The following is a 12,944-nucleotide window of genomic DNA, read 5'->3' as shown; positions in this document are numbered from 1 at the left end:
CACTCTTCTTAACTAACGCCAACTAAACAAAGAGGCGAAAGCGAGTGCAAAGGTAATACAAAAAACAGTAGCCACCAAATATTTTCGAAAGAAATTTCAAAAATAATGCATTTTTATGTTCAGATAGGGTCTATAAGCCCGTATAATAGACAAATCGGACCTAAGAATTTTCCTTATTCATCCAAAAGAAACCAAAATATATAATTACAGTATTAACAAAAGGGGGAAAATTTTCCTATACCTATTTTTATATATAAAAGAGTTACTATCTACCCACCATAAAACAAATATAAAAAAAAGCATTAATACTATGCCTACTGCGAGTCGTGATCGGCATAGTTGCAACTTATTATCACCTTAATCTTTGATAATCAAACTTCTATTTCACTGTACAGTAAATACCTTTATTTTCTTTATATAATAAAGAGGATTACAAAGGAATAAAAATAGATTAAAAGCACAGTTCACTAAAATATATTCTACAAAAGCTGTAATTTCTGATAGAGATAAAATTCCGACAGATTATACTTTGCTCCACCTCGTTTACAGTAATTATAGAATCATATACAAAAGGATGTATAAAAAGTGACTAAAATTTGATAGAAAATTAGATAAAATAATATTGAATTCTCCTATATTTTCAGCAAAACATTCCATTTCTGTGTATTTCAGATTACGTTTCTATCAAATGAGAAGTATACGACTGTTCCTCCACAAGTCCTATGATACAGCCCAACTACTAAGGAACTTCTCACCATTAAATATGGAGACCGTTCACACAAATACGGTATCTGCTACCAACCGTATACATAATTATTCAGAAGAGGCTATCGCCTCAAATCAGTACTTGATCGAAAGGAGCCGCAAACAATGTTTGCGGCTCCTTTCGATCAAGTACCATTCAATTTGTATATTCCTCCTATACACTACTTCACTACTATTGCTTTGACGACACGAACATCTTCCAGAGGACGATCTTTGGAATCGATCTCTACCGACTGAATTTCCTTGACAACATCCATACCGCTTAACACTTCGCCAAAGATAGTATATTGACCGTCAAGATGCGGTGTACCACCCACAGACTTGTATATTTCGCGTACCTCGGGAGTCAAAACAATCTTTCCTCCGGTGGTTTTATCGAGCCGAGCTTGCAGATTATCGAGTCCATCCTCGGTAAATCGACGACCATAAACAATATAGAAATGCGAGGACGACGACTCTCGCTTAGGATTCACATCATCGGGCTCACGAGCGGCCGCCAACACGCCACGGCGATGAAAGAATTTAGGATAGACAATCTCAGCGGGTATCGTGTAAACGGGTGCATACTCTCCCGCTTTATCCCCCGGTTCAGTGTGGCGAGTAGTAGAGTCTCCGCATTGAATCATAAAATCGCTGATGACGCGATGGAAAAGCACGCCGTCATAATAACCATTCTTGACCAATCGAATGAAATTGTCGCGATGGCGAGGTGTCTCATTGTAAAGAGCAAGCAAAATGTCACCCTTATCCGTTTTGAGAAGTATCTCACGTCGGGACTCACCCGTACCCGTATCAGCCATTGCCGGCATTTGTAATATCAGCAGGAACAGTGCATAGAGAATCTTTTGCATATCAGTTGATTTCAAAGTTTACCACTGACATAACATACTTGTACCCGGATTATTTTAATAAGCATCGTCATTTATGATTTCTTTCTCATCTATCTTCTTCCGATCCATCAAATACCAGACATAAACAATGTAGCCTAAAACGAACGGAATAAATAGCGATACCACCGACATAGCTCGTAAAGTAAACTCGCTGCTGCAACTGTTGGCAATGGTGAGCGAACTCTGTAAGTCAACGTTTGACGGATAATAGGCCGTATGATTCCAACCAGCACAGAGCAGCAAAACCAACACTACCAGCACCACACCAATGCCACCGGGCCATATACCTTGATGATAGTTTTTGCTAAACACAGTACGAACAATGGCAAAAAGCAGCAGCACAACTCCCAAAACCAAAATAAAGAGCAAATACCACATATTGATCAGGTTATGAAAATACTTCTGTGGCTCCATTGAAATGATACCCGTAGTGGGATCATAAGCGAATCCGTCTTTCAACAAAGTACGTCCGAGAAATGTGAGAAAGAGTACTAAAAAGATGGCGGCATTAATCAATAAATGCTGGCGTGAACGCAAACGAATTATCTCATTACTTACATTATTAATAATGTAAAGCGTCCCCAAGACACGTGCCAAGAAGAATACGGCCAGTCCAAGTACCAGATTCCACACGTCAAGCAGTGCATCCAATCCATTGCTGGCATTAGCCCAACGACTGATAACAGGATTACCTAATTGAGTAATATTGCCTTTGTCGATGATAAAATTAGACCCGTCGAAGAATGTTGCCACGGCACCGCCAAGCAATAACGGTCCTAAAATGCCATTGATAACAAGGAAAATCTGAAACGTTTTAGCACCGAAGACGTTGCCGAGTTTGTTCTGAAACTCGTAGCTCACAGCCTGCAAAACAAACGAGAAGAGAATAACCATCCACAGCCAATAAGCTCCGCCGAAGCTCGTACTGTAAAAAAGAGGAAACGAAGCAAAGAAAGCACCGCCGAAAGTGACAAGTGTGGTAAAGGTGATCTCCCATTTCCGACCGGTAGAATTGATCAGCATCCGCCGTTCGGTGTCGGTTCGTCCCAGATTGAAAATGAGCGAATTAGCCCCCTGAACAAACATCAGGAACACGAGCAAGGCACCCAATAATGATACGAGGAACCACCAATATTGTTGAAAAAAACTGTAAGACATAGTGTGTGAGTTTATGAGTTTGTAAGTTTTTTAGTTTATAAGTTCTTTCGATGTGAGCATTTCTTCTGCCTCACCATATTCCGGTCCTTTCTTGATTTGTTTGCAAAGGATACGAATCTCTACGATCAACAATGCAGTGAAAAGAGCAAGGAAAATAAAGAATGTGAGTGCCACATAACTTGACTCCAAATCAGATACGGCTATCCAAGTGGGTAACATATCCTGAATGGTCCACGGTTGACGCCCCATTTCTGCTACAACCCATCCAGCCTCGCTGGCAATATAAGCCAAAGGCAGCATCACTAAACCCGAAATGAGAAGCCAACGATAACGCGCAATGTCCCTACGATAAACGAAAAATAACGTCACAGCAAAGAAGAGAATAAACAAAACGCCCAATGCTACCATTACCCGGAACGACCAAAAGCACAACGGAATAAAAGGTACTAACTGATCGGCCGACTCCACATAACCATAACCAAAATATTTCATATTGGGTTTGAGCACAGCCAAGTATTTTTTCGCAGCCTCGTTTCGACCGTCTTTCTTCGCAGCGCGATAACCCATTAAAGCATTAACGGCCATCTTTCCACGTACTAATTTCTCAGCAACCGAGAGTTCACGCGTACCATCTTCACGAGTATATCCCTTGATCAGATCATTTACACCAGGCACAAATCCGTGCAATGAATGAGTGGCAAGCAACGAAAGTGCATAAGGAACAGAGACGCGCATCGGTACTTCTTTCTGATTTTTATAATCGTTCTGCTCCACGGGATTCACCCACGCTACAGCTGTCAGCCCTTGGTCAGTTCCTCCGTTGTAAAGAGCCTCCATCGCAGCCAATTTCATCGGCTGTACCTTAGCTACCATATAAGCAGAATTGTCACCCGTAATCACAGTGAGTAAAGAAGCAACCAATCCTACGACAGCACCAATCTTAATACTCTCTACGGCCAATTTCTGCTCACGCTTACGTAACAGGTAATAACAACTCACAGCCACGGTGAAGACTGCCCCGATGATCCACGATGATGTAACCGTATGACAAAACTTGTCAATAGCAAATGGCGACAGCGCTACATCGGCAAAGCTGACCATCTCATTGCGCATTGTATCAGGATTAAACTCGCAGCCCACGGGATATTGCATCCACGAGTTGGCTACTAATATCCACCAAGCTGAGATTGTCGCGCCCAATCCTGTGAGCCAAGTCGAAGCTAAATGAAAACCAGAAGAAACCTTGTTCCAGCCGAAAAACATCACGGCCACAAATGTAGACTCCATAAAGAAAGCAATAATTCCTTCTACTGCCAACGGCGCTCCGAAGATATCGCCCACGAACCAAGAGTAATTACTCCAATTGGTACCAAATTCAAACTCTAAGATGATACCCGTGGCGACACCCATTGCAAAGTTAATACCGAAGAGTTTTTGCCAGAATCGGGCCACGTCTTTCCAAAACTGTTTCTTCGTGCGATAGTAACACGTCTCGGCTATGCCCATAATAACAGCAAGTCCCAGTGTCAATGGGACAAAAAGCCAATGATAAATCGCTGTCAGTGCAAACTGTCCTCTTGACCAGTCGATTGTCCCTGAGGTAACATCTAATAATAGGTGATTGATCATACTTACTTTTCTAAGGTGATATAATAATTAAGAAATTTCTTTTCAATGCTTTTCAGCTTGTCCAGCTCTGTTTATCAACTCCTTGGACACATAATCGGCTTCTCCTCCTCGCGGCGCTTTCTCTTTCAAAAAGTCAGGAAAGAAGAAGAATTTCAATATAGCAAACATAATGAATAACTTGATAAAGATAATGACCCACAGCGATTTACCCAACTTCATACGCCTGAAGCCGTCATAATAAAGGTCAAACACACGATAAATAAAACTACTCTTATCCATCAAATTTGTAATTCTTACAATATGCAAAGATAGAGATTATTTTCCAATCTTCGCCTGTTTTTCCCTAAAAATGCTAAATTTTAAGATTATAAAGACTTGAGAAACATTTTTCCTTTGTTATTTAAGATTAAAGATTTAAATTTGCACGTGCAACTGATTTGCTATAATTATAGATGATATGAATAAGAAAATCTTCATCCCACTCATCATTTTCGGCGTACTGCTGATAGGAGGTATCGTATATCTCGCCATTACACTAAATGAGCAAAAACAGGCCAATAAAGAAATGCAAGAGTTGGCCGAACTCGACAAAAAGGAAATGGAGAACGAGTATCAACAGTTTGCTAACCAATATAGCGAGATGAAAACACAGATCAATAACGACTCTATCGTGGCACAACTCACCGCAGAACAAGAGCGTACACAGCGCCTACTGGCAGAGTTGAAAAGTGTAAAGAGTAGTGATGCCCGTGAAATCGCCCGACTGAAAAGGGAGCTTGCCACCGTGCGTGCAGTGCTTCGGAGCTACGTGATAGAGATAGATTCTCTGAACAGACTAAACCAAAGTCTTACCGCTGAGAATACTCGGGTGAAAGGACAATATGAAGAAGCGACACGACAAATCAAGGGTCTGAATACAGAGAAGGCTTCTCTGTCCGAGAAAGTAGCTATTGCTGCCCAGTTGGATGCCATTGGTATCAGTCTGACTGCCAAGAACAAGCGTGGCAAAAATACTACCGATGTGAGCAAATGCAAAATGTTGCAACTCAATTTCAGCCTTGCTAAAAACGTTACGGCAACAAGCGGCGTAAAAAACATCTACGTACGTATCACTTCACCCACAGGCGGAATCCTTGGAGGGGAAGGGACGTTTGATTATGAGAATCGTACTTTACAATGCTCAATGAAGAAGACCGTGGAGTATGGCGGACAAGAAACGCCTGTCGTAATGTATTGGACTGTTTCGCAGGCCTTGGTTGGTGGCACTTATGAAGTCAGTGTCTTCGCTGATGGGAATATGATCGGTTCTAAGAGTTTTACTTTCAAATGATGAAAAAGATTCTCTCCGTCCTGCTGTTTGCCTATGCGACTCTACCGATGAAAGCACAGCGCGTGCTCTCATTGGATAGTTGCCGTACTTTGGCTTTGCACAACAACAAGCAGCTGAATATTTCCAAATTGAACCGAGATGTAGCGCGTAATGCGCGCAAAGCTATGCGCACCAAATATCTACCCAAGATGGATGCAATGGGGGCTTATCAGTTTACCAGTCGCGAGATTTCTATTCTCAACAATCGGCAAAAAGATGCATTGAGTAATTTCGGCACTAATGTAGGGACCAAAATCGGCAATGATATCACGCCCCTGATCACCGACCTGACCCAGAAAGGCATCATTACGCCCGGCCAAGCTTCGCTGTTTGGCAATATATTAAACAAAGTAGGAGCATCGATGTCGAACTCTTTGAACGAGGCAGGGCAGAAAGTGCGCGACGCCTTTCGTACAGATACTCGTAACGTCTTTGTTGCCTCAGTTTTGATTCGCCAGCCCATCTATATGGGTGGAGCTATTACGGCAGCTAATAAGATTGCAAACATCAGCGAACAATTAGCAGTTCACAACATCGATAGCAAGATTCAATCTACACTATACGACATCGACCAGAGTTATTGGCTCGTAGTATCCCTGCGACACAAGCAGGCGTTGGCTGACAGTTATTTGAAATTAGTACAGAAATTAGACGATGACGTACACAAAATGATCCAGGAAGGCGTGGCCACTCGGGCCGACGGACTGAAAGTGGACGTAAAAGTCAATGAAGCGGAGATGGCTAAGACGCAGGTGGACGACGGTCTTGTCTTAGCCAAGATGTACTTGTGCCAACTCTGCGGCATACCTATGACCGGCGATATCAAGCTAACTGATGAAAACAAAGAAAATCTCGATACCGTTATCTCGATAAATAAAGGCACCATTCAAACAGCCATCAGCAACCGTCCTGAACTGAAAATGTTGGAAAGCGCCATAGCTATCAGCAAACAGAACACGCATCTCGTCCGCGCCGCTTATCTACCACAAGTGGCAGCCCTGGGTGGATATACTATGTCGAATCCCAATGTTTTCAACGGATTTGAACGCAAATTCTCTGGCTATTTCCATATCGGATTGATGGTTCGTGTACCGATTTGGAGCTGGTTTGAAGGCCGATATAAGATCAATGCAACCAAAGCAATGACCAACATTGCACAAATGGAACTCTACGATGCCCGTGAGAAAGTAGAATTACAAGTCAATCAGAGCACATTCAAAATAAAAGAAGCATCTAAAAAACTCATAATGGCTACTAAAAATACAGAGCGTGCTGAAGAGAATCTACGCTGTGCTAACCTTGGATTCAAAGAAGGTATAATGCAGTCTACCGATGTCATTGCAGCTCAAACAGCTTGGTTGCAAGCCCAGACCCAAAAGATAGATGCAGAAATTGAAGTTAAATTAAGCCAGGTAAACCTCGAAAAAGCACTTGGCACATTACAATATTAAGAAGATTATGTCAGCAAAATCACAGCACAATAACATTATGCTTGCCATCATCGGATTCATTACAGTGGTGGTCATTGTGGCAGTCATCGGATTTTTCACGCTCAGTAGTTCGCCAGAAATTATCCAAGGAGAAGTAGAAGTAACCGAATATAGGGTATCGAGCAAACTCCCCGGACGGGTTGTCGAGCTGCGTGTGAAAGAGGGTGACTTTGTACATGTGGGCGACACACTTGCTATATTAGAAGTACCTGAGGTGGATGCACAAAAACAAGTAGCAGAAGGTACAGAGCATGCTGCGGCTGCCGTCAGTAGGATGGCAGATAACGGGGCACGCCGTGAACAAATTCAGGGAGCTTATCAGCTATGGCAACAAGCTTTGGCAGCCAGCGAAATCGCCAAGAAATCATATACACGGGTACAGAATCTCTACAACGAAGGTGTGTTAAGTGCGCAGAAACGCGACGAGACTTTTGCAGCCTACAAAGCTACAGAGGCACAAGTACTTGCGGCCAAGAGTCAATATGACATGGCGCGTAACGGATCGCGACTTGAAGAAAAACAAGCCGCAGCAGGCCAGGTAACAGCTGCTCGGGGGGCGGTCAATGTAGTCAAATCTTTACTCAAAGAAACGGTACAAGTAGCAACGATGGAAGGTGAAGTCAGCGATGTTTATCCCAAAATAGGCGAATTGGTCGGTATCGGCTCACCGATTATGAGTATTTCCGTTTTGAAAGATATGTGGGGCACATTCAATGTACGCGAAGACCAACTGAAAGGGCTGAAAGTAGGAGACACATTTACCGCATTTTCGCCTGCATTCAACAAGAGCCTCACGATGAAAGTCTTCTATATGAAAGACCAAGGCTCGTATGCTGTTTGGAAAGCGACGAAGACCAACGGGCAATACGACCTAAAAACATTTGAAGTCAAAGCACGCCCCACACAAAGATTCGACGGTCTGCGCCCGGGAATGTCATTGATTGTAAAGGAGTAATAGCCTAAAACAGCAAAGCGTGAAAGTATTGAAGCAGATATATCGAGTGGCTGTAAGGGAATGTGGAATCCTGCGCAGCAATCCCGTTTACCTCTTCTGTATGGTTATCTTTCCTATTATCGTGGTGGTATTTTTCACTTCATTGATGGACGAAGGACAGCCCACGAATATGCCCGTAGGTGTGGTAGACCAAGACAATACAGCTACCACGCGCACATTAATTCGCAGATTAGACGCCTTTCAATCAACAGACATCGTTGCCCACTATCCCAATATCAACGAAGCACGCAATGCCATACAGCGCAATGAGATTTATGCATTCATCTACTTTCCTAAGAATACGACAAACGAATTGCTAGCTTCACGGATTCCCAAGATTTCGTTCTATTACAGCTATGCATCGATTACATCGGGTGCCTTATTGTTTCGTGATTTAAAAACCATTGCCACACTGGGGTCGGTAGCTGTCGGTAAAGCCAAATTGTCAGCTATCGGCAAAACCGATGATGAAATTCGCACATTCCTACAACCTATTTCCATTGACCTACACCCCATCAATAACCCCGAAATTAACTACAACGTCTATCTCAGTACCTCACTCCCCCCAGCGTGTCTGATGTTGTTCATCTTCCTAATTACGGCTTATTCCATCGGTACAGAACTGAAATTCACCCGTTCCAAAGAATGGATGCGGATGGCAGGAAACAATATCTGGCTTGCACTTACGGGCAAGATGCTGCCACAATTCCTGATCTTCCTCACTATTACCTATGCTTATCTGTTCTATGTATTTTACATAATGGGATTCCCACACACAGGCGGGCTCGGTTCCATTCTGTTGCTTGGGCTTCTCACTGTACTCTCAGCGCAAGGTTTCGGAATATTTACTTTCGGGCTAACTCCGTCGCTCAGGATGTCTATGAGTATCTGTTCGTTGTGGGCTGCATTAAGCTTCAGCGTGATGGGAGCTACTTTCCCGCTCTCTGCAATGGGCCCGGAGATAGAGTCATTGGCGTGGCTTTTCCCGATGCGCCATTATTTTATGATATACCAAATCAACATATTCAATGGCTATCCGCTGCTTGACGCGTGGCCACACGTGGCTGCCCTTGTACTGTTTGCAGCCCTTCCGCTGCTCGTGATCTACCGAATCAGAAAGGCGATGCTTGAATATGTCTACATTCCTTGACCCAAGATGAGAAAAGACAGCTTGCTACATAACATCCGTGAGGGTATCCAAGATATGTGTTATATCTGGGCAAGAGAGATGAGAAGTACCGTCAAAGATGAAGGCGTACTGATTTTTTTCATTTTGGTACCGCTCCTTTACCCACTACTCTACTCGTGGATCTATAACAATCAGGTGGTTCGCAAAGTACCGGTGGCCGTCGTCGATCTGTCTCACAGTGAGCAGAGCCGCGCTTTCATTCGACAATATGACGCCGCACCGGATGTCAATGTAGCCTCTCATTGCAGCAATTTAGACGAGGCGAAACAACTTATTGGTAAGCAAGCGGTTAAAGGCATTGTATACATTCCAGCCAATTTCACCGATCGAATCAACAGACACGAGCAAGCCACGATCGGTATTTATTGTGATATGAGCATTATGCTCAATTACAAAGCGATTTATCAGACAGCAACTTCTGTTATCAGCAAGATAAACGCAGGCATACAGCTTGCCGGTTCGCGTAACTTTACCAAACGCGACGAGCAGATAACTGTCCAACCACTCGACTTTACCGAAGTGCCGATATTCAACAGCACGGGGGGATACGCCAACTTTATCATCCCCGGTGTATTAATGTTAATTCTGCACCAAACGTTGCTTTTAGGAATCGGTTTGGCCGCAGGAACAGCTCGAGAGAACAATCGTTATCGCGATCTTGTACCCGTAAGTCGCCATTACAACGGACTCTTCCGAATCGTTCTTGGCAAATCTCTTTGCTATTTTATGGTTTATTGCGTAATGGCAGCCTACCTTGCCTTAGCCGTTCCACGCATCTTCGGTTTCGTGCAGATTATCGAGGGCCGCGACCTCTTAGGCTTGATGGTACCCTATCTCCTGTCTACCATTTTCTTCGGAATGATGCTCTCGTGCACAATCCGCTATCGTGAAAACGTGATGTTGCTGGTTGTTTTCACTTCGATTCCGCTGCTTTTCCTCTCCGGCATATCGTGGCCCCAGAGTAATATTCCAGGCGTCTGGCAGGCCATCGCCTATATTTTTCCTTCCACATTCGGAATTCATGGCTTCGTAAGACTCAACACAATGGGAGCAACTTTAGCCGACATTCGTCCTGAATACCAAATGCTGTGGACACAAGTTATCGTCTATTTTTTTGCCACTTGTGCCGTCTACCGTTATCAAATCATTCAATCGCGCCGACACGCCGTCGAGCGTCTAAATGCCATCAAGGCCAAAGTGACAAGGGCTAAAACTAAAAAGTGATAATTCTGTATAGGGTAGGTGTGTAGACAGGATAACCCATACATTTCGACTGCTACTATATCAATGTATTTACTTACCGCAACATAGAAAAAGAATGAAACTGAAAAAGGTAGAAATTTGGTAGAAAAGCGCACAAATAAACGGCAAGTTTTCCAAACGGAGAATTAAAATTGCCCTATAAGACTTTTTAAAAAGTCCTATAAAAGAATTTCAAGAAGATGCACTGAGTGACTTAATACACAACAAATGGAAGTAGATAGCTTATTGAACAAGATACTACTAATAGAGCATGGTTTTCAGCATATTATTGATGGGGCTGATGAGGTTGTTTCCACACACCCGAAGGAAGAATGTTTTGAACTTGCACTCACGTTGTTTGAATATGAAGCCTATCAAGCCCGAATGTTGGCAACAACGGTATTGGGTAGATTGGCAACAGAGGATAATAATGCACTTTGTTTTCTGAAAGAGCGAATAAGCACTGATGAAAATTGGCGAGTACAAGAAATGCTTGCAAAGGCTTTCGATGAAGTTTGCAAACACAGAGGATATGAAACGTCCTTGCTGCTCATTGAAGAATGGTTGAATGACAACAATCCGAATGTTATCCGTGCTGTAACGGAAGGATTAAGGATTTGGACAAGTCGCCCATTCTTTAAGAATAATCCTTTGTTGGCTATCGAACTGATAAGTAAGCACAAGGCGCACAAAAGCGAGTATCTTCGGAAATCTGTGGGAAATGCTTTGAAGGATATAAGCAAGAAGCATCGTGAATTGATACGAGCCGAAGTACAGCAATGGGATTTATCCAATCCACGAGTTCTGTTTACTTATAAACTTGCAACTAAGTTATTGAAATAAAGATTGCAATGAATAAAGCTATTCTCTTTATATTCTCCGGACTTCCGGCAGTAGGAAAATCTACATTTGCAAAGTCTGTTGTAAAGCATTTCGGAGCGGCTTATCTACGCATTGATACCATTGAGCAAGGCTTGAAAGACTTGTGTCGTATCAATGTTAAGGGGGAAGGCTATCGGTTGACATATCGTATAGCAGCCGACAATCTGCAATTGGGCAACAATGTCGTGGCTGATTGCTGTAACCCTATTGAACTGACAAGGTGAAAATGGGAAGACGTTGCTGTCAAGAACAACTGCCGTTTCATAAACATTGAGATTAGTTCGGATAAGACAGAACACAAAAAGCGTGCAGAACAGAGAAATGCAGAAGTAGCAAATATGAAACTCCCTATGTGGAACGACATAGAAAACCGAGAATATCACGAGTGGCACAAAAGCTGCATTATCATTGACACGGCAGGAAAGACCATTAAACAATGCCAAACCGAGCTAAAAGAAAAGACTACCGATAGTCTTTTGCAAAAAGAAGATGGTCAAAAATATGAAAACATAGACGACTCGCTGAAAGCAACCATCATAGAAAAGCTCTGCTATAAAAAACTTGTGTATGACAGGATAAACCGAAAGCTCGGACTTCATCTATCGCCACAAGAAATAGAAAGCTTTATTTCAGACATTATCAAGCATACAGACACGAGTCATTTCCTGAAAAAAGGAAAGAACTATTATATAACTAATGATACAGAACATATCCGTATCACCGTCAACTCTTTTACATACAGAGTTATTACAACAGATAAAATATAAAAAACTATGGCACGAGTAACAACAAAAGTGGATTTAATAACATCTGCCAATGGACAATTTGAGAAGATGTGGAAGCTCATAGACAGTATGACTGAAGAGCAACAAACAGCAATCTTTGCAGAAAAAATGGTTACAATGGGTAAGGAAGCACATTGGAGCAGAGATAAAAATCTGCGCGATGTACTTGTTCATCTGTACGAATGGCATCAGTTGTTACTGAATTGGATAATCTCCAATCGTGCAGGAGAGCGCAAACCTTTTCTTCCTGAGCCTTATAATTGGAGAACATATCCGACAATAAACGTGGAGTTTTGGGAAAAACACCAAAGCACACCGCTATCAGACGCAAAGGCAATATTAAAAGAGAGCCATCAGCAAGTAATGGAATTGATTGCAACTCTCTCTGACAACGAACTCTTTAACAAGGGCATATTCGATTGGACGGGCACCTCTACGCTCGGTTCTTACAGTGTTTCAGCAACCTCAAGCCATTACGATTGGGCGATAAAGAAAATAAAAGCACATATTAAAACACAATAAACAAACGGTAGAAACCTTACAATAAGGCT

General features: G+C 42.7%; 13 protein-coding genes. 9 read left to right on the top strand and 4 right to left on the bottom strand.

All coding sequences use genetic code 11. The annotated features are described in order from the left end of the window. Nucleotides 1–926 precede the first annotated feature (926 nt). From RWY97_RS04575 to RWY97_RS04560, 4 genes are read right to left on the bottom strand one after another with little or no spacing between them, the layout of a single operon-like run. Complete coding sequence (locus tag RWY97_RS04575) at nucleotides 927–1,616, bottom strand: peptidylprolyl isomerase (RefSeq protein WP_315565761.1); 690 nt, start codon at nucleotides 1,614–1,616, stop codon at nucleotides 927–929. A 54-nt stretch (nucleotides 1,617–1,670) separates the two neighbouring features. Continuing rightward, the gene (locus RWY97_RS04570; RefSeq protein ID WP_315565759.1) at nucleotides 1,671–2,813 is read right to left on the bottom strand and encodes a cytochrome d ubiquinol oxidase subunit II; all 1,143 of its coding nucleotides are present in this window, start codon (nucleotides 2,811–2,813) and stop codon (nucleotides 1,671–1,673) included. 30 nt (nucleotides 2,814–2,843) lie between these two features. Next, nucleotides 2,844–4,442, bottom strand: coding sequence for a cytochrome ubiquinol oxidase subunit I (locus RWY97_RS04565; RefSeq protein ID WP_021582800.1), 1,599 nt, complete (start codon nucleotides 4,440–4,442; stop codon nucleotides 2,844–2,846). Between the two features lie 42 nt (nucleotides 4,443–4,484). Beyond that, nucleotides 4,485–4,721, bottom strand: a complete 237-nt coding sequence (locus RWY97_RS04560) for a DUF4492 domain-containing protein (RefSeq protein ID WP_021582798.1) — start codon at nucleotides 4,719–4,721, stop codon at nucleotides 4,485–4,487. A 178-nt stretch (nucleotides 4,722–4,899) separates the two neighbouring features. Between RWY97_RS04560 and RWY97_RS04555 the strand changes: the two genes are divergently transcribed. The 9 genes from RWY97_RS04555 (at nucleotide 4,900) to RWY97_RS04515 (ending at nucleotide 12,915) form a co-directional block, all read left to right on the top strand. Continuing rightward, a complete protein-coding gene (locus RWY97_RS04555) occupies nucleotides 4,900–5,772 on the top strand; it encodes a DUF8429 coiled-coil domain-containing protein (protein ID WP_024991696.1) in 873 nt (290 codons plus the stop codon). Next, nucleotides 5,772–7,262, top strand: a complete 1,491-nt coding sequence (locus tag RWY97_RS04550) for a TolC family protein (RefSeq protein ID WP_315565767.1) — start codon at nucleotides 5,772–5,774, stop codon at nucleotides 7,260–7,262. Before RWY97_RS04555 ends, RWY97_RS04550 begins: the two co-directional genes overlap by 1 nt. Before the next feature lie 7 nt (nucleotides 7,263–7,269). Next, entirely contained in the window at nucleotides 7,270–8,256 is a 987-nt protein-coding gene (locus RWY97_RS04545) for an HlyD family secretion protein (protein WP_315565757.1), read from the top strand. Nucleotides 8,257–8,275: 19 nt separating this feature from the next. Continuing rightward, the gene (locus RWY97_RS04540) at nucleotides 8,276–9,445 is read left to right on the top strand and encodes an ABC transporter permease (RefSeq protein WP_315565755.1); all 1,170 of its coding nucleotides are present in this window, start codon (nucleotides 8,276–8,278) and stop codon (nucleotides 9,443–9,445) included. 6 nt (nucleotides 9,446–9,451) lie between these two features. Then, nucleotides 9,452–10,708 carry an ABC transporter permease gene (locus RWY97_RS04535; RefSeq protein ID WP_315565753.1) on the top strand — a complete coding sequence of 419 codons (1,257 nt, stop codon included), beginning with the start codon at nucleotides 9,452–9,454 and terminating at the stop codon, nucleotides 10,706–10,708. Nucleotides 10,709–10,954: 246 nt separating this feature from the next. After that, the gene (locus tag RWY97_RS04530) at nucleotides 10,955–11,569 is read left to right on the top strand and encodes a DNA alkylation repair protein (RefSeq protein WP_314739945.1); all 615 of its coding nucleotides are present in this window, start codon (nucleotides 10,955–10,957) and stop codon (nucleotides 11,567–11,569) included. An 8-nt stretch (nucleotides 11,570–11,577) separates the two neighbouring features. Beyond that, nucleotides 11,578–11,832: a P-loop nucleotide/nucleoside kinase family protein gene (locus tag RWY97_RS04525; protein ID WP_242400634.1), complete on the top strand. Its 255-nt coding sequence runs from the start codon at nucleotides 11,578–11,580 to the stop codon at nucleotides 11,830–11,832. A gap of 114 nt (nucleotides 11,833–11,946) precedes the next feature. Next, a complete protein-coding gene (locus RWY97_RS04520; protein WP_315565751.1) occupies nucleotides 11,947–12,375 on the top strand; it encodes a DUF3781 domain-containing protein in 429 nt (142 codons plus the stop codon). Nucleotides 12,376–12,381: 6 nt separating this feature from the next. After that, nucleotides 12,382–12,915 carry a ClbS/DfsB family four-helix bundle protein gene (locus RWY97_RS04515; protein WP_273174822.1) on the top strand — a complete coding sequence of 178 codons (534 nt, stop codon included), beginning with the start codon at nucleotides 12,382–12,384 and terminating at the stop codon, nucleotides 12,913–12,915. Nucleotides 12,916–12,944: the final 29 nt, after the last annotated feature.

Origin of the sequence: Hoylesella pleuritidis (assembly GCF_963541955.1) — a bacterium.
Taxonomy (GTDB): Bacteria; Bacteroidota; Bacteroidia; order Bacteroidales; family Bacteroidaceae; genus Prevotella; species Prevotella pleuritidis.
The sequence above is the reverse complement of the archived record's forward strand: the minus strand, read 5'-3'. Positions and strand labels throughout refer to the sequence as shown.